This window comes from Pantoea sp. (assembly GCF_039594315.1).
Classification (GTDB): domain Bacteria; phylum Pseudomonadota; class Gammaproteobacteria; order Enterobacterales; family Enterobacteriaceae; genus Pantoea.
This window is the reverse complement of sequence record NZ_JBCNNP010000002.1, coordinates 155,588-179,931: the sequence shown is the minus strand read 5'-3', so window position 1 is coordinate 179,931 and position 24,344 is coordinate 155,588. Positions and strand designations below refer to the sequence as shown.

Annotated in this window: 22 protein-coding genes; 2 read left to right on the top strand and 20 right to left on the bottom strand. The window is 54.3% G+C overall.

Translation table 11 applies throughout. The annotated features are described in order from the left end of the window. Positions 1–78: 78 nt before the first annotated feature. The 3 genes from osmY to ABDW13_RS02450 all read right to left on the bottom strand — a co-directional run bounded on the left by osmY (position 79) and on the right by ABDW13_RS02450 (position 3,828). Complete coding sequence (gene osmY / locus ABDW13_RS02460) at positions 79–693, bottom strand: molecular chaperone OsmY (protein WP_343550815.1); 615 nt, start codon at positions 691–693, stop codon at positions 79–81. A 261-nt stretch (positions 694–954) separates the two neighbouring features. Further along, on the bottom strand, positions 955–2,544 hold the full coding sequence (gene prfC, locus ABDW13_RS02455) for a peptide chain release factor 3 (RefSeq protein ID WP_343550814.1): 1,590 nt from the start codon (positions 2,542–2,544) through the stop codon (positions 955–957). A gap of 180 nt (positions 2,545–2,724) precedes the next feature. Continuing rightward, a complete protein-coding gene (locus tag ABDW13_RS02450; protein ID WP_343550813.1) occupies positions 2,725–3,828 on the bottom strand; it encodes a M20 peptidase aminoacylase family protein in 1,104 nt (367 codons plus the stop codon). Between the two features lie 238 nt (positions 3,829–4,066). Here ABDW13_RS02450 and ftnA point away from each other — a divergent pair, with 238 nt between their 5' ends. Then, positions 4,067–4,573, top strand: coding sequence for a non-heme ferritin (gene ftnA, locus ABDW13_RS02445; RefSeq protein WP_343550812.1), 507 nt, complete (start codon positions 4,067–4,069; stop codon positions 4,571–4,573). Positions 4,574–4,687: 114 nt separating this feature from the next. On the opposite strand, the gene ABDW13_RS02440 is transcribed toward ftnA, so the two are convergent. The 5 genes from ABDW13_RS02440 to ABDW13_RS02420 all read right to left on the bottom strand — a co-directional run bounded on the left by ABDW13_RS02440 (position 4,688) and on the right by ABDW13_RS02420 (position 13,416). Beyond that, positions 4,688–7,531 carry a bifunctional diguanylate cyclase/phosphodiesterase gene (locus ABDW13_RS02440; RefSeq protein WP_343550811.1) on the bottom strand — a complete coding sequence of 948 codons (2,844 nt, stop codon included), beginning with the start codon at positions 7,529–7,531 and terminating at the stop codon, positions 4,688–4,690. A 191-nt stretch (positions 7,532–7,722) separates the two neighbouring features. Then, complete coding sequence (locus tag ABDW13_RS02435) at positions 7,723–9,459, bottom strand: iron ABC transporter permease (RefSeq protein WP_343550810.1); 1,737 nt, start codon at positions 9,457–9,459, stop codon at positions 7,723–7,725. A 5-nt stretch (positions 9,460–9,464) separates the two neighbouring features. Beyond that, positions 9,465–10,454 carry an ABC transporter substrate-binding protein gene (locus ABDW13_RS02430; RefSeq protein ID WP_343550809.1) on the bottom strand — a complete coding sequence of 330 codons (990 nt, stop codon included), beginning with the start codon at positions 10,452–10,454 and terminating at the stop codon, positions 9,465–9,467. A 30-nt stretch (positions 10,455–10,484) separates the two neighbouring features. Next, the gene (locus tag ABDW13_RS02425) at positions 10,485–11,552 is read right to left on the bottom strand and encodes an ABC transporter ATP-binding protein (RefSeq protein WP_343550808.1); all 1,068 of its coding nucleotides are present in this window, start codon (positions 11,550–11,552) and stop codon (positions 10,485–10,487) included. 151 nt (positions 11,553–11,703) lie between these two features. Continuing rightward, positions 11,704–13,416, bottom strand: coding sequence for a lysophospholipid acyltransferase family protein (locus tag ABDW13_RS02420; protein WP_343550807.1), 1,713 nt, complete (start codon positions 13,414–13,416; stop codon positions 11,704–11,706). A gap of 273 nt (positions 13,417–13,689) precedes the next feature. On the opposite strand from ABDW13_RS02420, the gene ABDW13_RS02415 reads away from it, so the two are divergent. Continuing rightward, positions 13,690–14,310 (top strand): response regulator transcription factor, encoded by a 621-nt coding sequence (locus ABDW13_RS02415; protein WP_343550806.1) that lies wholly within the window; start codon positions 13,690–13,692, stop codon positions 14,308–14,310. Positions 14,311–14,370: 60 nt separating this feature from the next. Here ABDW13_RS02415 and ABDW13_RS02410 read toward each other — a convergent pair whose 3' ends face one another. From ABDW13_RS02410 to fliS, 12 genes are all read right to left on the bottom strand, one after another. Beyond that, positions 14,371–15,075, bottom strand: coding sequence for a proteasome-type protease (locus tag ABDW13_RS02410; RefSeq protein WP_343550805.1), 705 nt, complete (start codon positions 15,073–15,075; stop codon positions 14,371–14,373). 18 nt (positions 15,076–15,093) lie between these two features. Further along, positions 15,094–15,894 carry a transglutaminase family protein gene (locus ABDW13_RS02405; RefSeq protein ID WP_343550804.1) on the bottom strand — a complete coding sequence of 267 codons (801 nt, stop codon included), beginning with the start codon at positions 15,892–15,894 and terminating at the stop codon, positions 15,094–15,096. After that, complete coding sequence (locus tag ABDW13_RS02400) at positions 15,891–16,820, bottom strand: alpha-E domain-containing protein (RefSeq protein ID WP_343550803.1); 930 nt, start codon at positions 16,818–16,820, stop codon at positions 15,891–15,893. The genes ABDW13_RS02405 and ABDW13_RS02400 overlap by 4 nt, the downstream gene beginning before the upstream one ends. Then, the gene (locus ABDW13_RS02395; RefSeq protein WP_343550802.1) at positions 16,814–18,253 is read right to left on the bottom strand and encodes a circularly permuted type 2 ATP-grasp protein; all 1,440 of its coding nucleotides are present in this window, start codon (positions 18,251–18,253) and stop codon (positions 16,814–16,816) included. The genes ABDW13_RS02400 and ABDW13_RS02395 overlap by 7 nt, the downstream gene beginning before the upstream one ends. Positions 18,254–18,363: 110 nt before the next feature. Beyond that, positions 18,364–18,972 carry a hypothetical protein gene (locus ABDW13_RS02390; RefSeq protein ID WP_343550801.1) on the bottom strand — a complete coding sequence of 203 codons (609 nt, stop codon included), beginning with the start codon at positions 18,970–18,972 and terminating at the stop codon, positions 18,364–18,366. Between the two features lie 353 nt (positions 18,973–19,325). After that, on the bottom strand, positions 19,326–20,231 hold the full coding sequence (gene lafU, locus ABDW13_RS02385) for a putative lateral flagellar export/assembly protein LafU (RefSeq protein ID WP_343550800.1): 906 nt from the start codon (positions 20,229–20,231) through the stop codon (positions 19,326–19,328). Beyond that, the gene (gene motA / locus ABDW13_RS02380) at positions 20,231–21,094 is read right to left on the bottom strand and encodes a flagellar motor stator protein MotA (protein ID WP_343550799.1); all 864 of its coding nucleotides are present in this window, start codon (positions 21,092–21,094) and stop codon (positions 20,231–20,233) included. The genes lafU and motA overlap by 1 nt, the downstream gene beginning before the upstream one ends. Positions 21,095–21,100: 6 nt before the next feature. After that, the gene (locus tag ABDW13_RS02375; protein WP_343550798.1) at positions 21,101–21,793 is read right to left on the bottom strand and encodes a FliA/WhiG family RNA polymerase sigma factor; all 693 of its coding nucleotides are present in this window, start codon (positions 21,791–21,793) and stop codon (positions 21,101–21,103) included. 9 nt (positions 21,794–21,802) lie between these two features. Then, positions 21,803–22,270 (bottom strand): flagellar basal body-associated FliL family protein, encoded by a 468-nt coding sequence (locus ABDW13_RS02370; RefSeq protein ID WP_343550797.1) that lies wholly within the window; start codon positions 22,268–22,270, stop codon positions 21,803–21,805. 4 nt (positions 22,271–22,274) lie between these two features. Continuing rightward, positions 22,275–23,654 carry a flagellar hook-length control protein FliK gene (locus ABDW13_RS02365; RefSeq protein ID WP_343550796.1) on the bottom strand — a complete coding sequence of 460 codons (1,380 nt, stop codon included), beginning with the start codon at positions 23,652–23,654 and terminating at the stop codon, positions 22,275–22,277. Beyond that, on the bottom strand, positions 23,654–23,956 hold the full coding sequence (locus ABDW13_RS02360) for a hypothetical protein (protein ID WP_343550795.1): 303 nt from the start codon (positions 23,954–23,956) through the stop codon (positions 23,654–23,656). The genes ABDW13_RS02365 and ABDW13_RS02360 overlap by 1 nt, the downstream gene beginning before the upstream one ends. Beyond that, the gene (gene fliS, locus ABDW13_RS02355) at positions 23,953–24,336 is read right to left on the bottom strand and encodes a flagellar export chaperone FliS (protein WP_343550794.1); all 384 of its coding nucleotides are present in this window, start codon (positions 24,334–24,336) and stop codon (positions 23,953–23,955) included. The genes ABDW13_RS02360 and fliS overlap by 4 nt, the downstream gene beginning before the upstream one ends. Positions 24,337–24,344 lie beyond the last annotated feature (8 nt).

Below are 24,344 nucleotides of genomic sequence, written 5' to 3'. Positions count from 1 at the left end.
AGTGTGAAAATCGAACTGCTTATTTACACCTTTGTTTTTATTCCGAAATGGCACCGTAACAGTGCCATTACTCTCGCGTTAAGATTTCACCTTCAGGTCATTCTTCACGCTTTTTACGCCTTCAATGGCTTTGGCGATTTTCTCAGCACGATCAGACTGTGCCTGGTTCGCCACTTCTCCCGATAACTGCACCACGCCGTCGGTGGTTTCCACCTTCACGTTACGTGACGGCACGATGTCATCTGCTAAAAGCTTAGCTTTAATTTCGCTGGTGGTGGCGGTATCACCGGCATAACCCTTCAGCGAACTGGTTTTGCTGTCTTTAACGTGCAGTTTGTCACTAACGGATTTCACGCCTTCAACTTTCTGCACCAGCGCCACGGCTTTTTCCGCCTGATCCTGCGAGGCGACAAAACCGCTCAGCGTCACTACGCCTTGATGCGTTTTGACCGAGATATCGGTACTTTTAATTGCTTCATCATCGACCAACGCCGCTTTGGCTTTGGCGGTGATGCCGCTGTCATCCATAAAACCATCGACTTTTTTCATTGAGCTATCGATTTTCGCACCCGCGCTGTCGCTGGTTTGCTGTGCTTTCTGCGACATGGATTCATCTGCCATTGCGGCGCCGCTCAACAGTGCGGTACCCGCCAGGGCAGCGATCAGGGTTTTGGCAATCTTAGTCTTATTCATCGATATCATCCTTCTATCCGTTAACTCACCCGCAGCTGCGAATGTCAGCAACAAACGGCGTCGCTGAATTTATGGACGTAATGAAACCTGAATGGTCTCTTTTCTCGTCCGACAGGATAATAGTAGTAGGTATTACAGCTTTTGCTGGCTCTTGTGGTTGATATCTCGCCAAAAAGCGATAAACGCAGCGTAATTAGGAGGAGTCTGTAACGGGGAAAAACAGGGCCAACGATAACCATTGGCCCGATAGGAAGCGCTAAATTAGTGCTCGCGCGTCTTGCGGAATGTCACGTCAGGATAGCGTTCCTGCGTGATATTGAGGTTAACCATGGTTGGGGCGATGTAGGTGAGGTTGTCACCGCCATCGAGCGCCAGGTTAACTTCGTTTTTACGCTGGAAGTCGTCGAATTTCTTGGCGTCTTTGCACTCAACCCAACGTGCGGTTGAGACGTTGATGGCTTCATAAATCGCTTCAACGTTGTATTCGCTTTTCAGACGCGCCACCACCACTTCGAACTGCAACACACCGACTGCGCCCACGATCAGATCGTTGTTGTGCACCGGACGGAACACCTGCACCGCCCCCTCTTCCGACAGCTGAACCAGCCCTTTCAGCAGCTGTTTCTGCTTGAGCGGATCGCGCAGACGGATGCGACGGAACAGTTCTGGCGCGAAGTTCGGAATACCGGTGAACTTCATGTTTTCACCTTGGGTAAAGGTGTCGCCAATCTGGATGGTGCCGTGGTTATGCAAGCCGATGATGTCGCCCGGATAGGCTTCTTCAACGTGCGAACGGTCGCCGGCCATAAAGGTCAGCGCATCGGAAATCACCACGTCTTTACCGGTACGAACCTGGCGCAATTTCATGCCTTTTTCGTACTTGCCGGATACCACGCGCATAAACGCGACGCGGTCGCGGTGTTTCGGGTCCATGTTGGCCTGAATCTTAAACACGAAGCCGCTGAATTTCTCTTCTTTAGCTTCCACCAGACGCGTGTCGGTGTTGCGCGGCATTGGCGTCGGCGCCCAGGCAACCAGGCCATCGAGCATATGATCCACGCCAAAGTTACCCAATGCGGTACCGAAGAACACCGGCGTGATTTCGCCGCTCAGGAACAGTTCGTGGTCGAATTCGTGGGATGCGCCTTGCACCAGCTCCAGTTCATCACGCAGCTGTTGTGCCAGGTCTTCGCCAACGGCGGCATCCAGCTCCGGGTTCGCCAGGCCTTTAACGATGCGCACTTCCTGAATAGTGTGACCTTTACCGGTTTGATACAGGTAAGTTTCGTCGTTATAGAGGTGATAAACCCCTTTGAAATACTTGCCGCAGCCAATCGGCCAGGTGATTGGCGCACAGGCAATTTTCAGCTCGCTTTCCACTTCATCCAGCAATTCCATTGGATCGCGGATATCACGGTCAAGTTTGTTCATGAAGGTGATAATCGGCGTATCACGCAGACGGGTAACTTCCATCAGTTTACGTGTGCGATCTTCAACACCTTTGGCGGCGTCGATCACCATCAAGCAGCAGTCCACCGCCGTTAGCGTACGGTAGGTATCTTCGGAGAAGTCTTCGTGTCCCGGCGTATCCAGCAGGTTCACCAGGCTGTCGCGATACGGGAACTGCATCACCGAAGTGGTAATGGAGATACCACGTTGTTTCTCCATCTCCATCCAGTCGGATTTGGCGTGCTGGTTGGAGCCGCGGCCTTTGACGGTACCGGCGGTTTGAATCGCCTGTCCGAACAGCAGCACTTTTTCGGTAATTGTGGTTTTACCGGCGTCCGGGTGCGAGATGATCGCGAAGGTACGGCGGCGCGCCACTTCTTCTAAAAAGGGAGCATTAGACATTGAGTGAATTCTTCTTCAAGGGCAACACGCGGGCGGCGCGCTGCGAATATATCGTTGCGCAAGATTGAGGCGGCATAGCATACAATAATTCGCGAACCGGGGGAATCCGCGTTCAGGCGACTGAGAGCGGTTCCCTCTCCCTCGCGCGGGAGAGGGTGAGGGTGAGGGACAGAAAACCACTTAACCCAAAACTTTTACCGCCGCCGCTTTAAAGATCTTCACCCCAATCTCCAGCGAGCTCAGCTCAAAGCGCATCTCAGGATGATGTAAACCCGGCACCAGATTGGTGCCTAAGCCCCAGAAACCGGCCTTCACCTGCGGGCGTTTGACCGGATAATAGAAGAAGTCTTCGCTGCCTGGCGTGGTTTTAGTATCGAGCAAACCGTCCGCGCCCAGTACTTCAACGATCGCCGCACGGATCACCTCAGTCGCTTCATCGTGAATTTCCGCCGCGGGCATCTCTTTCAGCACCACCACTTCGGCTGTGGCACCGAGCGCTGCCACGCTGTGCTGAATCGCCAACGTGACCTTCTCTTTCAGCACATCCATCGGCGCGTTTTCCTGTGAGCGCAAATCCCACACCACACGCGCTTCATCCGGCACCGAGTTGGTGACACCGGCATCGCACAGGAAGCGCGTGGCTTTGACGCTCCACGTCAAACCTGGCGGCAGATGGATGGCGTTAACTGCCTGCACCGCTTGCACCGCGGCATCCAGTGCATTGACGCCCAAATGTGGACGTGCCGCATGCGCCGGTGCACCTTTAATGGTGGCTTCCAGCGTGCTACAGGCGGAATAAATTACCGCTGGCGTGGCCTGGCCAACATGACACTCTTCCAGCGGACGTACATGGAAGCCGAGGATCATTTCCACATCATCCAACGCGCCGCCGTCGATCATCGCCAACGCGCCGGCACCGAGTTCTTCCGCTGGCTGGAACAGCAACTTCAGCCGACCTTTTTTGATCGCGCCCTCTTTCAGCAGCTCTTGCGCGGCGGTCAGCACCACCGACGAATGTCCATCGTGGCCGCAGGTATGACGCGCACACGCCACGCCGTCGATAATGTGCCCCAACGCATCCATATCCGCTCGCAATGCCAGAACCGGGCCAGGCACGCCGCTATCAATCTCCGCCACAATGCCGGTGGTGTTATTGATGTTGCGCGTCACCTTCAGACCGGCTTGTTCCAGCTGATCGGCAATATAAGCAGAGGTTTTGAATTCCTGAAAACCCAGCTCCGGGATTTCATGCAGAAAATGGTAATGCTCTAAGACGTTCGACACCGCTAAGCTCCTGGAAAGTAAAGGCAAGCCTCAGCATCGCCCGATGTGCAGCTATAATCAATCCAGCGTGAATGAAAATTAGTCAACAGTGAGAACTCTTCGCATTCAACTTGTGAAATAATTCCATTTACAATCAATAAGATAAATTCAACTTTTTTACGGAAACTCCTTCACAAAAAAGTATAGATTGATGCATAATTCGCCGTACTTCACCTGATAAATTAAAAAGGACTCAGCCATGTTAACTGCTGAAATGACCTCTCGTTTGAACGACCAACTGAACCTCGAATTTTTCTCCGCCAACCTGTATTTGCAGATGAGCGCATGGTGCAGCGATAAAGGCTACGAAGGTGCCGCTTCCTTCCTGAAAATGCACTCACGCGAAGAGATGCAGCACATGCAGAAGCTGTTCGATTACGTCAGCGATGCCGGTGCGCTGCCGGTGCTGGGCAGCATTGCCGCACCGGCAATTAGCTGGACTTCACTGAATGACGTGCTGGAAGAAGCGCTGAAGCATGAGCAGCTGATCACCAAGAAAATCAATGAGCTGGTGCACACCGCGCTGACCACGCAGGATTACTCGACCTTCAACTTCCTGCAATGGTACGTGGCAGAGCAGCATGAAGAAGAGAAGCTGTTCAAAACCGTGCTGGATAAACTGGCGATGGTCGGCAGCAAAGGCGAAGGCCTGTTCCTGGTGGATAAAGATCTCGGCCACATGTCCGTTGACGGCCACGGCGCATAAGCAGCAGCCCGCCGCCGCAAGATAAAAAAACGCCCGACTTGTCGGGCGTTTTTGTTTTGGTTGTCAGCATAGATTTTGGTGGTCACCCTAAATGGCGACCTTACAACGGCAACCTCAATCCAACTCTTTCAAGCGCAATTCCGACGGTTGCGGACGGCCAAAATAATAGCCCTGGAACAGCGTACAGCCCTCTTCGCGCAGCTTGGTAAACTGCTCGTTGCTCTCCACCCCTTCGGCGGTGATCTGAATATCGAGGCTGCGACTCATGCCGGTAATCGCGCGGATGATCGCCAGCGCTTCGCGGCTGTCGCCCATGTCGTTGATAAACGACTTGTCGATTTTGATCTTGTCGAACGGGAAGGAGCGCAGATAACTCAGCGATGAATAGCCGGTGCCGAAATCATCCAGCGCGATCTGCACGCCGAGCGTTTTCAGGCTTTGCAGCGTGCGGATGTTGCCCAGCGTATCGTCCAGCAGCACCGATTCGGTGATCTCTACTTCGAGGCGATGTGGCGCCAATCCTGATTCACGCAGCGCGCCTTCCACCACCGACACCAGAGAGCTGTTTTTGAATTGCAGCGGCGACAGATTCACCGACACCGATTGTTCCGTGCCCCAACTTTGCGCTTCGCGGCAGGCTTCATACAGCGCGTACGCGCCAAGCATATGAATCAAGCCGGTCTCTTCGGCAATCGGAATGAAATCATTCGGCATGATCAGCCCTTTAATCGGGTGATGCCAACGCATTAGCGCTTCATAACCGATGATGCCTTTCTCATCGGTGATCGGCTGGTAATAAAGGCGCAACTGACGTCCGGTGATCGCATCACGCAGATCGTTCTCGATCACGCGGCGGCTGCGCGCCAGATCGTCCATCTCCAGCGTGAAGTGTTCATAACGATTGCGGCCATTACGTTTAGCTTCGTACAGCGCCATATCGGCGCAGCGCAGCATATGTTCCGGCGTGTTGGTGGCTTGCGACGTCAGCGCGATGCCGACGCTCAACCCCACCGACAGATTATGCCCTTCGACATTGATCGGCGGGCGGATCGCTTCGATCAAGCGCTGTGCCACCACCGCCGCTTCATCGGCAGTGCGAATATTCGGCAGCACAATGGCAAATTCGTCGCCGCCAATGCGCGCCAGCGTATCAGGGTCGCGCAACGCACTGCGCAGGCGTTTTGCCACCACGCGCAGCAGGTCGTCACCAATCTGATGGCCCAACGCATCATTCACGTTCTTGAAGTTATCGAGATCGAGGCACAAGGTGGCACTGATTTGGTTGTGCTGGTTATCGACGCGCAGCGCTTCGCTCAGTTTTTGGCGGAACAGCACGCGGTTCGGCAAACTGGTGAGGTTATCGTGGTGCGCCATATGGCGAATGCGCGCATCGGCTTCACGCTGATCGGTAACATCTTCAACAATCAGCATCACGTAGTTTTGGCGCATATCTTTGCCGCTGATCGTTGTAGCGCGAGTATGCAGAATGCGCTCGCCGGATGCCGTCAACAGCAGTTGTTCGCGTGAGTGAATACCTTCACTGCGCAGCGCAATATCCGCCAGGCTGTTGAAGTAATCCGCTTGCTCCGCCGTCATGCATTCGTACGGACGTTTATGCATGATCAGCGCTTTATTGATACCAAACAGCTGCTCGGCTTTGTCATTGACCATCAAAATCTCGCGGCTGATAGCGTCTTCGACAATCACGCACGATGGAATATTGCTGATGATGGTGTCGAGGAAGCCCGATAACTCTGACATCTTGGCACTTTGCGCCTGCGCCAAATCCCGCGCACGCAACAGTTGTTGCTCGTTCTCGCGACGTTCAGTGACATCGCGGGTGATCTTGGCAAAACCGAGCATGCGGCCATCTTCGTCGTGGATCGCGTCAATCACCACATGCGCCCAAAACGCGGAACCGTCTTTGCGATAGCGCCAACCTTCATCTTCGAAACGACCGGTTTTCAGCGCGATGCCGAGGTTGGATTCCGGCGTGCGAGCGTTACGCTCAGCCGAGCCATAAAACACCGAAAAGTGCTGACCGACGATTTCTTCCGAAAGGTAACCTTTGGCGCGCTGCGCACCGGCATTCCAGTTCACTACGCGGCCCTGCAAATCCAGCATGTAGATGGCGTAATCGGTGACACCTTCCACTAGCAAGCGGAAGGTTTTTTCGTGTTCACGCTGTCTGCGCAGTGCTTCGCGCTGCTCGGTGCAATCGCGGGTGATCTTGGCGTAGCCAATCAGCTTGCCTGAGTCATCACGAATCGCATCAATGATCACATGCGCCCAAAACGCGCTGCCATCTTTGCGATAACGGTAGCCTTCGTCCTCGAAACGACCGGTTTTGAAAGCGGTGCTGAGGTTCTTTTCCGGGATATGATCTTTACGATCTTGCGCGCTGTAGAAGCGCGAGAAGTGCTGTCCCACGATCTCTTCGGCGACGTAGCCTTTCGCGCGCTGTGCGCCTACGTTCCAATTTTCGACTTTGCCGTCCAAATCCAGCATGTAAATAGCGTAATCACTGACACCTTCCACCAACATTCGAAATCGCTGCTCCTGCTCACGCTGCTTGCGTTGTAACTCTTGTTGTTCGGTGCAGTCGCGGGTCACTTTGGCAAAACCCACCAGCTCGCCGAAGTCATCACGAATCGCATCGATCACCACATGCGCCCAAAAAGCGCTGCCATCTTTGCGATAGCGCCAACCTTCGGTTTCATAGCGACCCACCGTCGCCGCCACCGAAAGCCCACGCTGCGGCGCACCGTTTTTGCGGTCGTCTTCGCTATAAAACAAGGCAAAATTTTTGCCGACAATTTCATCCGGCGTGTAGCCTTTGGCGCGCTGCGCGCCCGCATTCCAATTCGCTACGGTGCCGTCGGGTTTGAGCATGTAAATGGCATAGTCCACCACGCTCTGAACCAATAATCGGTACATGACGTCTGAGTTATTATTCATTGTTATTCGCCTATTGCTGCCTGGTATCGCCTGGACTTTCTAAGAAAATTCTTAATCAGTATGCAGACTTAAGCGCAAATACGCAGCGCTGACAAGCGCTATTCGTCTACAGACAAATGTTGGTAGTTAGGTTATCGGCAGTGGCGAGAAAATGTTCAGCGGGATACCGCGAGATTAATCATGCGTTGACGCTAGGCTTGCCATGGCAGCACGCCTTGCGGCAGACGTCGCGCGAGTCGCGTTGCCAGCCCCATCAACACGCATACCACCACAATCATCAGGCAGCCGACCGCCGCGGCAAGCGAGGCGGAACCGCCTTCATCAAGGAATACGATGGTTGGGCCGATAGTTTGCGTTTGTGAAGTGACCAGTAGCACCGACACCTGGATTTCATTCAGCGCGGTGAGGAACACCAGCACGCTACCAGCCAGCGCGGAAGGCGCGGCCAGCGGCAGCAAGATGTCGCGCATGCGGCGCATAAAACCGGCACCGCACAGGCGCGCGGCTTCATCCAGTGCCGGTTCCAGCTGCGCGAAGCCCGCCAGCGTGGGACGCAGCACCAGCGCGAGGAAGTTAGCCAAATAAGCGGCGAGAATGATCCACACCGTGCCATACAGCGACACGTTAACAATCGGCAGCGGGCGCAGGAAAAACAGCATCGCCGCCACGCCGGTGACAATACCCGGCAGCGCGTAGGTGAGTTCGCTCGCCAGCCATAATCCGCGCACCAGTTTGGTTCGCCGCCAGCTGAGAAAATAGGCAAGGAACAACGCGCACAGCGTGAGGATCACCGCCGTTAAGCTGGTTAATCCCAAACTGGTGAGAAACGCATGGCGCACCGCCGGATAGCCCCACAATGCCGCGCGGAAGTTTTCCAGCGTCAGCGTTTGCCAGCTCAGCGCCTGACCAAATCCGCTGGTCAGCGCGGTGATCAGCAGCGCACTGAGCGGCAGCAGCAACGTCAGCGCCATCCACAGCCAGGCTACGCCTTCAATTGCCACGCGACCACGTCCTAAAGATTGCTGCCACACGCGCGGCGCGCCGTTGACGCGCACATCATGCCGACCGCCAAGCCACGCGCTGGCCGTCATGCCCGCCAGCGTAATAAAGGCGATCAATAAGGCATACACCGCGGTATTCGGCAATGCGCTGGGGCCGATGCCGTTAAGTTGTTGATACACCAGCGTGATAAGCGTTGGCACGCGCGCCGGAATGCCCAACATCGCCTGAATACCGAAGTTACCGGCGGCGGCGACAAACGTCAGCGCGGCGCCCGCAAAGATTGCCGGACGCGCCAGCGGCAAAATGATGGTGAACAGCACGCGCGTGCGCGATGCGCCGCTGATTTGTGCGGCTTCGACCAAATCAGCCGGTAAACGCCGTAACCCGGCGCGCACGGTGAGAAACACCAACGGCGCATTGTGCGTGCCGAGCAGCAATACAATGCCCGTCAAGGAATAGAGCGGCTGTTCGCCGGGCGCAAACCACGGCAAACCGAGGCTGGCAAACAACATTGCTAAAGGACTGGATGGCGCTAGCGCCTGTAACCACGCCAGCGCCGTGACCTGCGGCGGAATCATCAGCGGCAGAATAAAGGCAAACACCCACGCGGTTTTGGCACGCAGATCGCTGAGCGCCACCAGCCACGCCGCGGCGGTGCCGAGCAACACCGAAATCAAGGTAGAACTGAGCGCGATGAGCAAGGTATTACCGCTGGCGATCAACACGCGATCGCTGGCCAGCAGCCGCAACAAGCGCGGCATATCCGGCACGCCGGTTGGCGCGATGGCGGTCCACACTAGCCGCATTAATGGCGCAACGGAAAGTAGGCCGATCATCAGCACCATCAGCAACAGAACCAGTCGCTCGCTGTTAAACCGCCGCCGCTTGCCGCCCGCATTACGCCATTCGTTGCTCAACACGCTCATGCGACTTAACCGCCGAACAGCGCAGTGAACTGATCGCGCACGGCGGCATCTTCTTTAATCGCTTTGGCGACATCTGGCGACAGCAATTTGATCTTGTTGATCGGTGTGAAACCTTCTGGCGCAGCCACACGATCGTCAACCGGACGGTTGCCCTGCTCGACCACCAGTTTCTGGCCCTGCTCAGACAGCATGAAGTTCACGAAGGCTTTGGCCGCTGGCAAGTTGTGCACCGATTTCATGATGGCAACCGGTTCGGTCACATAGGAAACGCCCTCTTTCGGATACACCAGATCAACCGGCGATCCCTTTTTCTTCGCCAGAATCACGTCGGCGTCGGTGATGATGCCGTATTTATCCAGGCCGCTGGCCACCGCTTTCAGCGCCGGGCCATTGCCGCCTTGCGGCGCGACGCCAATTGCCGCCAGCTTCTTGTAGAAGCCCCAACCAATCGATGGCGTGTTGATGTCGGTGTGCAGTTTGTACAGCGCCGCACCGGAATAGAGCGGGCTTGGCACGGCGATCTGCCCTTTGTTGGCTTCCACCGCCAACGCATTCCAGCTGTCAATCGGCTGCGCATGTTGGGTGTTATAAGCAATTACCGTGGCGATGATTTTGGTGCCAAAGAAGGTTTTATCTTTGTCGTAGAACGACGGATTGATGTGGCTCAGCGGCGCATCGCTGTATTGATACAGATGGTTTTCATTCTTCAGCGCGCCAAGGTTGATGGCATCGGCAATCAGCAGCACGTCAGGTTTGGCTTCGCCGCTCATCATTTCGGTGCGCAGCACGTTCATTAATTGCGTGGTGCCGTTACGCGTCCATTCCACCTGCACATTGGGATAGGCGGCTTTAAACGCATCCATGGTTTGCTGGGCAATTTCCGGCGCCTGCGAGGTGTAAACCACTAGTTTGCCTGATGGTGCGTCTTCGGCATGGCTCACGGCAGAAAGCAGCAAGCCACTGGCTAACATCACAACGTTAAACGACTTACGCATAGCAATTCCCTGAATTAATGAGTGAAAAGGTTAAGAAGGAAGAATCCAACCGTCGCGCACCGCCACACCGATGGTGGCCTCGCTGGCAGGTAAAGGTTGATCGGCCAACTGCAGCGTGATGCTGCACTCCGGCGCATCCAGCGGCGTCACATTGATTTGGTGATGGCCGCCGCGATAAATCACCCGCCGCACGCGCGCGGCAAACTGTGGTTCGCCCGGCGCAGCTAAACGGAAATCCACCGCGTGAAAACTGGCTTGTCCGTGCGGCTGCGGGCCTTGTTCTGGCGCGCAGCGCAGTGGCACGCGTAAACCGCATAGCGTGGCCTCAGCGCGGCCCGCACCGAGCGGTTCGATATCGCTAATTGGCAGCACTTTGCCGTCGTCAATAAATCGCGCCACCATGGCGTTGGCCGGTTCACGCCACAACGTTTGCGGTGTAGCGAACTGCATTACGCGTCCGGCATCCATCACCACAATGCGGTCGGCCAGCGCCATCGCTTCGTGTTGATCGTGGGTGATGTAGAGCAAGGTGGCGTGGCTGTGATGATGGAAGCGGCGGAACTCCTCTTCCATGGTGGCACGCAGATGGACATCGAGGTTGGCGAGCGGCTCGTCGAGCAGCACCAGCGTAGGTTGGGCGACTAAACAGCGCGCCAGTGCCACACGTTGACGTTGACCGCCTGAGAGATCGGCAGGACGGCGGTCGGCAAAATTCTCCAATCCCACCAGTTCCAGCGCCTGTTGCGTACGGCGTTCGCGCTCGCTGCGCGCCACGCCGCTGACTTTCAGGCTATAAGAAACGTTTTCGGCGACCGTCATGTGCGGCCACAGCGCATAGCTTTGGAAAACCACGCCCAACTGACGATCTTCCGGCGGCAGATGCACGCCCGGCGCGGCAAAACAGCGTTCGCCAACGTGAATCTCACCGGCATCGGCGGTTTCAAAACCAGCCAGCAGGCGCAGTAAGGTAGTTTTGCCGCAGCCCGATGGGCCTAATACGGCGATGAATTCGCCCTGCGCAATCTGCAAGGAGATGTCGTGCAAAACCGGCTGCGCGGCAAAGGATTTGCGCAGCCCGCGAAGTGTGATCGATGCCATGTTTCTGGCCTTTGTCTGACAGTCCGGCTAAGACCCTACGACACTGTGATGACGATTCCATGACATTGGGCCAGGTCACCATAAATGGCGACCCTACAAGTCCAGTGCCGATTTTCGTAGGGTCGCCATTTATGGTGACCCACGGCTGAAATCAGTCCTGCGATTGCAAATGCATCCCGATGTAGCGCTCATAACGCGCCGGTTTCACCCGCGTGAGATCCACTAACACCAATCCATCGATGCAGTTATTGAAATCAGGATCGCTACCGAAATCGATAAACTGCACGCCGCCAGGTTCGCACACTTCGGAATATTGCTTGTAGAGCGTCGGAATCGCGGTGCCAAGGTTCGCCAGCAAGTGTTTTAGGCGGCGCAGATCTTCGGTGTAGTTATCGCCGGTGAACTGCGCCAGCACTTCCGGTAACGAAGCGGGATACGGACGGCGCGAGGTCGCCAGCGGCAATTCGGTCGGGAAATACATGCGGTAGAACGCCACCAGCAAGTCGCGTGCGGCCAACGGCATGCCGCCAGAAATCGACACCGGCCCAAACAGATAGCGCGTTTCCGGGTATTTAGCGATGTACGCACCAATTCCCATCCACAAATAATCCAGGCCGCGTTTGCCCCAATAGGCCGGTTGAATGAAGCTGCGTCCCAGCTCCAAACCTTGATTGATAATTGGCAACATGCGCTCGTCGTAGTGGAACAAGCTGTCGCTGTAAATCCCTTCTAATCCGCGACGTTCCAGTTGTTCCGCGCCAGGAATAAATCGGTAAGCGCCAACGATTTCCAGCTCATCGTCATCCCACAAAATCAGGTGATAGTAATCGTCATCGTATTTGTCGAGGTCGCGACGACGGCCGCTGCCCTCGCCCACCGCGCGGAACGCCACTTCACGCAAACGTCCCAACTCACGCAGCAGCGGCACCCAACTGGCGCCGTTACGCCGCCACAGATAGATCTGCTTGCCATCCGGCAGCGTGCCGAGGCGTTCGCTTTCCATCAGCGCTTTCTTCAGCTCCGCACGATCTTCCGGGCGCGCAATCGCCGCTTCGGTCTGGAACAAGCCACGGCGTCCCTGACCAATGCGATACAGATGCTTGCGCAACCGCTTCGCCAGCTCTTTGCCCGGCGTGTGGCCATCATGCCAATTGGCAAACGGGATCTGCTCGCCGATGTGCAGTTTGATGCGCGAACCGCGCTGGCGGAACATCTCGCGCACTAGCATTAATAATGCCAACGGCGAGGCGATTTTCGCGGCGGCATAGAACGCCAGGCTGTTACGACCGACCACATGCACCGGCACGATGGGCGCGCGCGCACGGGCGGCAAGGCGCAGGAAGCTGTGATGCCAATGGCGATCGCGCACGCCACGGCTGGAAAGGCGCGACACTTCGCCCGCCGGGAAGATGATCAGCACACCTTGATTGTCGAGATGCTGCTGCATGTGAGTGAGCTGCTCGCGGCTGGTGCGATTGCCCATGTTATCTACCGGCAGCATCATGTTGTTGATCGGCTCCAGCATCATCAACATGCGGTTGGCAACGATTTTCACGTCCCGTCGCACCTGCGACACCGCCGCCAGCAGCGCTAAGCCATCCAGCGCACCCAGCGGATGGTTGGCAACGATCACCACCGGGCCGCGCGTCGGAATCTGCTCCAAATCGCGTTCACTCAGTTCGCAGCGCACATCCAAATGCTCCAGAACCTGCTCGACCATATCCACGCCTTTGAGGTGGCGATAACGGGCAGCAAATTCCTGAAATTCATGTTCGCGAACTGCCCATTTGAGGAAGGTTTTTTGCCAGTTCGCCGGTTGATGACCTGGCCAGTAAGTATCGAGAAGCTGATCAACTGAAAACATCATTCACCCTTGTTATGCGTAGCGGTTTATCGCCTCGACGTTAGAGCGGCTTGTTTTCAGATTTATGACCATCACTCCGGACAAAGGAAAAAAACGGCGCGCCATGTTCTGACGCAGTAAAAAGCAATAATCACCTTAAAGTCCGAAATTCGAGACATAGCTTAGTGCTTATTGTTAAGCCACGTGAACTAATCTGGTCACACCAGTCCACTTCCACTATTTCTGGTGATTTAACTTGGCTGTTTTTTTATTTTTCTTCTTCGGACTACACATATGATTCATTCGGTATTTATTGTTGATGACCATCCGTTAATTTGTGCCGGTATTAAAGCGTTATTGCAGTCGTATCACTATTCGATTGTCGGTGTAGCAGAGAAAGGAGATTGGTTAATCAGTGAATTGATTTCGTTGCGTCCAGACGTATTACTACTTGATCTCACCATGCCGGGCCGTGCTGGCATTCCGTTGATAGCCGATATCAAACGCGCTATTCCCGAACAAAAAATCATTGTGTATACCGCTTCAGAAAGCCTTTTTTATCAACGTTGTTGCTTACAATTAGGCGTGGAAGGTTATGTATGCAAGCGCGGCGATCTTGATGCATTAATTACGGCTATTGGAGAGGTGGAACAGGGAAAACGTTATTATCCCATCACCCATTCTTCGGCGGGCGTTGAGGAATTGATCGAAAGCGAAAAATTGATGAGCCTGACGCGGCGAGAATTGGTGGTATTGGTCAAATTAGCTTCGGGAATGAGTAATAAAGAGATCGCTTCACAATTGCAGCTCAGCAGTAAAACCGTCAGTACCTATAAAATAAAAATCCTGCGTAAGTTAGGGCTGAAAGGGATTAGCGGAATTAATATGACGGCCAAGGTGAATGATCTGGTTTGACATTCGGCGGTCACCATAAATGGCGACCCTACGCCAGATGTTGCGGGGTCGCCATTTAAATCACAACTTCAATGGCGGCAACTGCGAAAACACGCTCAACAAGCCTTTACTCCACAATTGACGAATCTGCGAGAAATAAGGATGCTGCTCGGTGATGTGATATTGCTGATTGTCGCTGAAGCTGTCGGTTTGATACACCATCACATCCAGCGGCAAGCCCACGGAAATATTACTCGCCAGCGTCGAATCCATCGAAATCAGCGCACACTGCATTGCCTGGCTGAGCGGCGTTTCATAACGCAGTACGCGGTCAATAATCGGTTTGCCATATTTGCTTTCGCCAATCTGGAAATACGGCGTATCGACACTGGCTTCAATAAAGTTGCCTTGCGGATAGATTTGGAATAAACGCGGCTCTTCGCCACGAATTTGTCCACCCAGCAGCAGCGTACCGCCAAACTCTTCGCCATCGCGCTTGATCACTTCGCGCAGCGTTTCACCGACCATCAGCGCAATGTCATACAGCGACCGCCCGTTCAATAGATTGGGCTGATCGCCATCGCCGTTGTTGCGTCGCAGCAGGCTCAACACGCTTTGCGTGGTCGCCAAATTGCCAGCGCTTTGCAGCACCAGCGTACGTTCATCATCCACCTGAAACACATGCAATTTACGGAACGAGGAAATATGATCAACGCCCGCATTGGTACGCGAATCAGATACAAAAATCATCCCTGACGATAAACGCATTGCCACACAATAAGTCATAGTCTTGCCTGTTCAGAATTACTGCTGCGCATGCACCTGAAGCACCGCAGCTACCGCCAGCATATCTTCACCGCCGCCGCCCATGCGCATACCGCGCACTGGACAAGCATCAAGATAATCCACGCCCACCGCCAGACGTAAATGCTGGCGCGTACTGCGAGTATTATTAGTGATATCAAAGCTGTGCCAACTGCCACCCAGCCAGGCTTCAACCCAGGCGTGAGTGGCGACGTGCTCAACATTTTCAGTATAGAGATAGCCGCTGACGTAGCGCGCCGGAATCCCCAGGCTGCGACAACAGGCGAGGAACACGTGACTGTGATCCTGGCAAACGCCGCTGCCGGCAGCAAATACTTTCGCGGCGGCATCAGTGACTAAGGTGCTGCCAGGACGATACGGCATTTTCAGCAGCAGCTCGTCCATCAATTTTTCCAGACTGGCCAGCGGTTTTTCTGGTCGCCAATAGCGTTGGGCGAATTCACGGATCTCGGCATTGGGCTGCGTCAGCGGCGAGACGCGCAAAAACACCAGCGGCGACAGCAACGATTCGGGATCGGGCGCGTATTCACCATCATCCAGAATTTCCACCACGCCACGCGCCGCGATATCCAATTGCTGATGCGGCGTATCCAGCGTCAAAACATGCATCACATTGCCATAAGCATCTTCAGTGCGCGTGGCGTCGCACGGCAACTCCAAATCCCACGAAATGATCTGCTGATGCACCGAATTTTGCGGCGTCAGGCGCAGATATTGGGTGCTGAGTGTCACCTGATGCTCGTAGGCGTAGCGGGTTTTATGCTCGATGTTCAGTCTCATTTCGCCTCCAGATAGGTGTGATTGATGCTATTTGCCAACGCGTTAAGACGCTCGAGAAAATGGTTGATCCAACTATTCAATCCGTCCTGCGTCAGGCTTTGCCAGGTGCTGAAACGCATTTCTGCTAGCAGCACGGTGATCAAATAACGCGGGCGATCTTCCCCGCTGCTGCCGATGTTCTCCAACTGCGTGGCGATCTCATCAATGCAGGAGTGCAGCGAGCGTGGGCTTTCGCTGCGCAGAATCAGCATCTCGTTAACTAAATCCGGCAGCAACTGCTGTTTGAAGATGGCGTTATAGGCTTCACGCGCCGAGACCGCGCGCAATAAGGTATCGAGGCAATAATATTCGCGCACCGAATCCGACTGTTGCTCGAGCAATTGCTGATTGACGCTGAGTAAACGCGCGGTGCCGTCGCTGCGCTCCATCAAGGTGCCGATGCGGATAAAGCTCATCGCATCGCCGCGCAGTAAGGTGCCAAACATCGCGCCGCGAAACAGGTGGGAGCGCTCTTTTACCCAATCGAAAAAGCTATCCGCATTGGCACTGGTAATGCCGCGTCGCCGTGTGTTGCGCATCTCAATCCACGTCGAGTTGATGCTCTCCCACACTTCCGATGACAAGCTGCCGCGTACCGCATGCGCGTTGTTCCACGCCTCCTGCCAGCAGCTGAAAATGCTGCTGGGATTGCGATCGTCGAGCGCAAAGAAGTTGAACAACTGCGGCATGGTGAAGCGGCCATTCAGAGTTTCAAATAGCTCGCGCGTACCGGTGAGATTCAGCGGCAATAGCAGCTCATCGCCCTGGCTGCCGCGAACCGGCATCAGCGATAAACGGTTGGTCACGTCCAACACACGGGCGAGTTGTTCTGCGCGCTCCAGATAGCGCGCCATCCAATACAGTCCACTGGCGGTGCGGCTTAGCATGATGCGTCATCCTCCAAAACCCACGTGTCCTTGGTGCCACCGCCTTGCGACGAGTTCACCACCAGCGAACCTTCGTTGAGCGCTACGCGGGTTAAACCGCCCGGCACCAAACGAATATCGGCGCCGCACAAAGCAAACGGACGCAGATCGATATGGCGCGGTGCCAGCCCGTTATCAATAAAGGTTGGGCAAGTGGAGAGCGAAAGCGTGTCCTGCGCGATGTAGTTTTCCGGTCGCGCTTTGAGACGATCGCGGAAATCACTCAGTTCTTGCTGGCTGGCAACCGGGCCGATCAACATGCCGTAGCCACCCGCACCATGCACCTCTTTCACCACCATCTTGCTCAAGTTGGCGAGCACATAAGTGAGATCCTGCGGCTTGCGGCATTGCCAGGTCGGCACGTTGTTGAGGATCGGATCTTCATCGAGGTAGAAGCGGATCATGTCCGGCACGTACGGATAGATCGACTTGTCATCCGCCACGCCGGTACCAATTGCATTGGCCAGCACCACATTGCCGGAACGGTACACCGACAGCAGACCCGGCACGCCAAGCATCGAATCGGGGCGGAACGCCAGCGGATCGAGAAACGCATCATCGACGCGGCGATAAATCACATCGACTTTGCACGGCCCAGCGGTGGTACGCATCATCACCGCGCCATCTTTCACAAATAGATCGGCGCTTTCCACCAGCTCCACACCCATCTGTTGCGCGAGGAAGCTGTGTTCAAAATAGGCGCTGTTAAAGCGGCCCGGCGTCAGCACAACCACCACCGGATCGTTGACTGGCGAGCTTTCGCGCAGGGTTTGCAGCAGATGAGAAGGATAACGTTCCACCGGCGCGATATGCTGTCCGGCGAACAGTTCGGGATAGAGCCGCATCATCATCTTGCGGTTTTCCAGCATGTAGGAGACGCCAGACGGCGTGCGCAGATTGTCCTCCAGCACGTAATATTCGCCATCGTTGTTGCGCACCATATCCACGCCAACGATGTGCGCATAGATGTTGCGATGCAGATCCACGCCCTGCATGCACGGCTGATACTGATCGTTCACCAGCACTTGCTCAGCGGGCACGATGCCAGCCTTGAGAATGAATTGCTGATGATAGATATCGTGCAGAAAGGCGTTGAGCGCCTGAACGCGTTGGCGGATGCCACGATCAAGCATCGCCCATTCTCTGGCAGGAATGATGCGCGGCACGCTGTCGAAGGGAATTAACCGCTCCGCGCCGCCATCATCGCCGTAGACGTTGAAGGTGATGCCGACGCGATGAAACAGTAGCTCCGCCTCTTCGCGTTTGCGCGCTACGGCATCGACGTCCGCCTGTTGTAACCATTCCCAGTATTGCTGATAGTGAGCGCGGTGTTGGCCATCGCTCAGCAACATCTCATCATAGAAGTGTGATGCTATCTGATAGCTTTCTTTCATGATTTACTCGGCGCGTGTCTGGAGATATTTCTCTCCTGCACAAACTGTGCCAGAGGCCCGTTCCTGCGCGGCACACGCGCCTCTCGATGACGGCCGAGCTGTTTTGCACTTTACTGGTGCATCAGCTGCTGCGCGACTGGCAGCCAAATCTCCGTCATGGCTCCTTCGCCACCGGTAAAGGGATCGCGTTGCGGCAGCGGAACTTGCTGGATCTGCTGTTTCGACGCACGTAAACGTGACGGCTCATCACGTACGGTTTCCGGCGACATTCCTTGAGGATAGGCGCCGACGGTGAAAAAATCCTCTGAGGCGAAAACTTGCTTGTGGCCGACGCCCGCCGGAATCAGCACCGCATCGCCTTCGCGCAGCGTCACCATGCGGCCGCTATCGCCACCAAACAGCACTTCGGCCCAACCGGCACCGACGCCCAATACTTCGTGCGTATTCGGATGATAGTGGGTATATGGGAAGATCGGCGCACGCCAGGCGGCGGGCCAGCCATTGCGGGTAAAGGTTTTTTCGAACCACGCCGCGCTGTCTTCTGCTTCATCTTCATCGGGCACAATGCCCGGCCAGATGATCAGCGGCAGTGGATTGTTCGGCACGCCGCCCGATGGCAGCGACAGCATCAAATGTTGCGGATTGCTGGACGATCCAGCGGAAAAGGTGCCGGCGGCGAAAGACATCAGTAACAGCAGGCTGGAGGTGTTGGCAGTCATACTCTTTCTCCGGTTAACCACGTTACTTAATTGTGGCGTACCGCTGCGCCTTTGCAATGTGCGCCCGCCGACATTATTTACATAAAAGAATGATTTAGCTAACTAAAGTCAAATTAGCTGGCAACATTTTTAACATATCGTGCCGAACGTTAATTTCTGCATTTCCTTTAGCATTGCGCAATAAATTGCGCCGCTACGGAGTGTGCGGTCATTGATTACGGAGCACGCAACACGCACGTATTTGTAGCGGCGCAATTTATTGCGTTGTGTGTTTTTTGATAAATTTTGGGCAAAAAAAAGCCGGTGGATTTCGCCACCGGTCGAATCAAATAGGATTCAAAGGCACTGACAGGTTATCGCAGGCGTTCAGCGATGGGTTTCACCACGTTCTCCCCTTCGCGGCCATAAAATTGGAATAAGGTTTCAGCGGCGGCATCAGTTAATACCAGAATTTCAATGCGACGATTGCGCGCGCTCATCGGATCATCAAGATCGCGTGGCATGCGCGACGCCATGGCATTGACCTGCAACACGCGAGCGCTTTCCAGACCGCCGCGCTCTAATGCACGGCGCGCGGCTAAGGCACGATCACCCGACAGGTTCCAGTTGTTGTAAGCCGCATTACCGCTGTACTGCGCAGCATCGGTGTGGCCGCTGATCATGATTTTGTTGTCGATGCGGTTAAACACCGGGCCAAGTTCAGTCAGCAATTTCTGGAAATAAGGCGTCAACACTGCGCTGCCACGTGGAAACATCACACGAGCCTGATCATCCTGTACTAAAATCCGCAAACCTTGAGGCAAGGTTTCTAAGGTCAGAACGTCTTGCGCGTTATAGCTTTTAATAATTTGCTGAATCTGCTTATACAGTTTTGCCAGCTCAGCATCCGATCGTGACAGCACGCTGTCCAAATGCTCTTGAGGTTTACCACCAGACTGCAGCATATCCCCAGCCTTTACGGTCTCTTCCTTTTTGCTGAGTTCTAACGTGTCACCAATCAGTGCGTCACTTTTGCCACCGTTCTGCTCAAAAGGATTGAAAGCGGCACCGTTAAAAATGGATTCGCCATTCAACTGCGCCACAATTTCCTTGCGCTCTTCCACACTTACCGATGCGGTGATCCACAGCACCATAAACAACGCCATCATCGCCAAAGTAAAATCGGCAAAGGCAACCTTCCAGGCACCGCCGTGGTGGCTGTGATTTGCCTTCCTGGCCGCGCGCTTAATGATGGTGATGTTGTGCACATTCGGTTTCATCACGCACCTTCAGTTAACTGATTGACCCAGCCATCCAACTTGGCAAAGGTGGGTTTTGAATCCAGCGGCAACATTTTGCGCCCAGCATCCACCGCCAGCAGCGTTGGTTTGCCCGCCACCTGATTCACCAGTACGGTGCGGATACACTCCAGCACGGCCAGGCGCTTTTTCTGGTTTTGCTCCATGGCATTAGCCAGAGGATCCATCAAGCAATAACAGAAGAAGACGCCGAGGAAAGTCCCGATCAACGCAGCTGCAACCTTCAAACCAATCATGGCGATCGAACCATCTATTGATTGCATGGTGATAATGATGCCGAGAACCGCAGCACAAATCCCAAAACCTGGCATCGCTTCGGCGGTACGCTGCAATGAACGCGAAGGTTTAAGGAACTCTTCTTCAACAGCGTAAAGCTCTGATTCTAAAATACCTTCTAATTCATGGGCGTTGATTTTTCCCATCGCCATCAAGCGGAAATTATCGGAGATGAAAGAGATGAAACCGCGGTCAGCGAGAACTAATGGATATTTCTTAAACAGTGAGCTGTTTTCTGGCACCTCAATATGTGCATCCAGTGCCTTTAAACCACCGTCTTGTACCAACTCCAACAACTCAAATAACAGCATGAGTAACTGCTGCTGAAACTCCGCGGTGAAGGTATTGCTTTTCATCGTGCCAATAACCTGTGACCACATTTCCTTGAGCACGCTTTTTGAATTACCAATGACCATGGCGCCGGCACCCGAACCGAGAATGATCACCAATTCACCTGGCTGCCAAAAAGAACTCAGCAGGCCGCCTGAAGCTAAGTAGCCCCCAATCACACTGCCAAGCACAACTAAAATTCCGATTAATTTCTGCATGATGTTTTACTCGAAGAATTGTTTAATTTTTTCAGCAATCTTTTTGTTGATCTGACAGACCCGTGCTTCCGTCAGCTCAAGGACATGAGCAATCTCTTTCAGGCTCATTTCATGTTGGTAGTAGAGGCTTAAAATCAGTTGCTCGCGTTCTGCCAGTGAAGACAGGGCTATCTTTAATGTGCGTTGAATGCTGATTTCTTCCTCAAGATTACGGCCACTCAAGGCAGAGCCAAGCCCATCACCCGCCAGCAAATCATCAAAACTCTCCATCGCACTGGCCGATTCAAGTAGCAGATACTCATGAATTTCTTCGTGGCTGAGATCGAGATGTTTACGCAACTCCTCTTCGCTCGGTTCATGTCCGAGCGTGCGGGTTAGCTCCCGCACAGCATCATTGATTTTGTGGGTCTTCTGGCGTAAACGACGTGGACGCCAGTCGTGTAAGCGCAGTTGATCTAACACCGCGCCCCGCACACGTTGCAGAGCATAACCGGCAAAATGATCGTCTGGATGACCATAACGGCGCAGTGATTCCAGCAATCCCATCAATGCTATCTGCTCAAGATCTTCACGATCCATGACGGCATCCGCCTGGGCGGCGAGTTGACGCACAACTCGTTTCACTAAGGGCAACCACTGTTGTAAATAGCGACTCTCTTCTTGCGCCGTTAGCTCAGTAACTTCGTTGAATACGCTCATCACTGCTCCTCATTGGAAAACCATTTTGGAGATCATGACGTCAGTGAAGGGCTGGTTATTACCGAAAACACCTTCATAGCGCGCCATCATTTGCACGCGGATATCTTCGGTCGACATCTTGCGTGCCGTGTCGTATTCCATGCCCGAAAAGATGGAAACTAAGGTGCTTTTTAACTTAGGAAGATTGTGCTCAGCCGCTTTCATTTCTTCTGCGCTGTTGGTGACATAGGCGAGATCCAGCAGTAAATAGCGCTCTTTCGCCCCGCTGCCTTTTAAGGTGATCACCTGGTTTTTTAGCTCCAGGTAATGCACTTCAGCGACTTTCTCTTTCTTTTCAAACAGCGAAAATCCGCTGCTGCTTTCGCTATCATTGTGGGATGAGTTCAGCAATTGAGTGCCGGCTAAAACCAGCACGGCGGACAGCACAGAGCTGCCCACAACCATCGCCAGGCTGAGAGCCAGATTATTTTTTTTCATTAATTTATACCGTTGTCAGTATGGAAAGATCGCGGTGACGTTGTTCCTCGGTCACTTCATTAAGAGCGAGATTACTCAGCACCGCTTCCTGCGTGTGCTGTTGATGCGGCGCATGGCGTTGTTCGCCTTGCTGCTGCGAAATCTGAACGTTTACTGCTACCTGATTTTGTTCGACCAACGCGCTCCGCAGCTCCTGGCTCACTTGTTGCAATGCACGATAGATCTCAGGCTGTGCGGCCTGAATCTGCACTTGCAACTTGCCGCCTTCGTAATGAAGGGAAATATCCAACTTGCCGAGATTGGGCGGATCGAGGCGGATGGTGGCCTTCTGGCTGCGTAAGTCGATCTGTGTTTGCAAATGTTCACCCAGCGCTTCTCGTAGCACGTTGGCTTTCTCTTGCATGGCCTCCGGTAGCTTAAGTGGCGGTGCCGCGGCTGCCGCTGACGGCGCAACGGAATGGCTGATATGCAGCAGTTGTTGCGTTTGCATGATGATTTGCGCTGGCAACACTTTGGCTAACGGCTTGTCTGGGTGGGCCTGCATCAGCGCCACCACCTGCTGACTTGCCTCACTAACATCCTTCGGGGTACGCAGCTTTACAGGCTGAACCGGCGCAGGCCCATCGGCTGGCATAACCTGGCCTGGCAACATTGACGACTGTAAGCGTTGTGGCAGGGTGAGTGGACGCTCAGCCGCCATCTGCTCCCGCGGTGATGGCAGTGGAGCTGAGCCCGTCATCGTCATCGGTGCGGCCAAAAATTCTGCGGCTAGCTGTTCAAGTGGCGCACTAAACTGCGGTTGTGCGGCCTGCAACGATGTGATGGGCTGATTGACCTGTAAACTGATTGGCGGTGTAACTTGAGTGGATGGCACTGCCTGCATCAAAGGTGTAGTCGAAATGCGTTGTGGGGACGCCTGCACCGAAAGCCCATCAGTCTGCATCGCATTGAAATTGGACGACGTGGCGCGAAGTAATGCATGAAATGACAAAGCCTTCCCCGGCGCCTGCATTGCTTGCGTGCTCAGCGCTTCCGGCGCTTCCTGTGCCTCAGGGGTTTCCTGAGGGATTAGCGCTGCCTTCTCATTGAATGAAGGTGAAACTGGCATCTGCGGAATGTCGCGTTGCGTCACCTGTAATGGCAGGGTGTTTGTCATGGCTAATGTCGGATCCAGCAACAATTGCATCAGCTGTTCAGGATCGTTATTTTCCGTCAGTTCTGTGTCTTCAATCAGCGAAGGGGCGGATTGTGGCGGAGGCGAAGTGCTGCCGAGCATAAATGCCGGAACCATAGGCTGTGGCAGGTTAGCCATTTCTGGCGTAGCCGATGGCGCAGGCAAGACATTGCTACCCGGCAGCAGCAAAGAGGAAAGCAACGGAATCATTAGATACTCTCCTCTTCACTTTCAAACAGACTGTAGGCTTGCAAACCATGACGTTGCTGTTGATGCATGTGCAGTTTGTGGCTCAGTTCCTCAATGCGCGTGCGGCACAGATCCATCACGCCCATATGACGCTGTTGAAGCGTTTTCACCTGCTCCAGCGTTGCGTCGCTGAGTTTTTTCTGGCGCAGCTGCAATAGTAGGTTGCAGATCTGTTTATCGATCTGCATGACCTGCAACCAATTGTCATCACGCGCTGCCTGCTCTAAGGCATTCCCCAGTACCACAATCTGCTGCGAAATCATGCCTGCATGCCCTCCCAGCCTTCACGCAGGGTGATAAGTACGCTTTCCACTTCTTCAATCTGACTCACAGATAGTTTGTGGCTGGCGTCATACAACCGATAAACGCAATAGTCATAAAGCGCGGCTAAACGGAGCGCCAACTCACCACCACGTTCAAAATCCAGGGCGCTGGTCAGCGCATTGAGGATATCGATGGATTTCGAGATGCTGCTGGCTTTGCGCTCAAAGCGCTGTGCGGCGATATGCCCTTTAGCCCGCACCAGTTCATCTTGCAAACCCGTGAACAGCATCAACACCAATTGATGCGGCGTGGCGGCTGCGGTGCGAATGGCAAGATCCGCATCGCTATAGCCATGAATCTCAGTGGAATTACCGTACATATGTCACC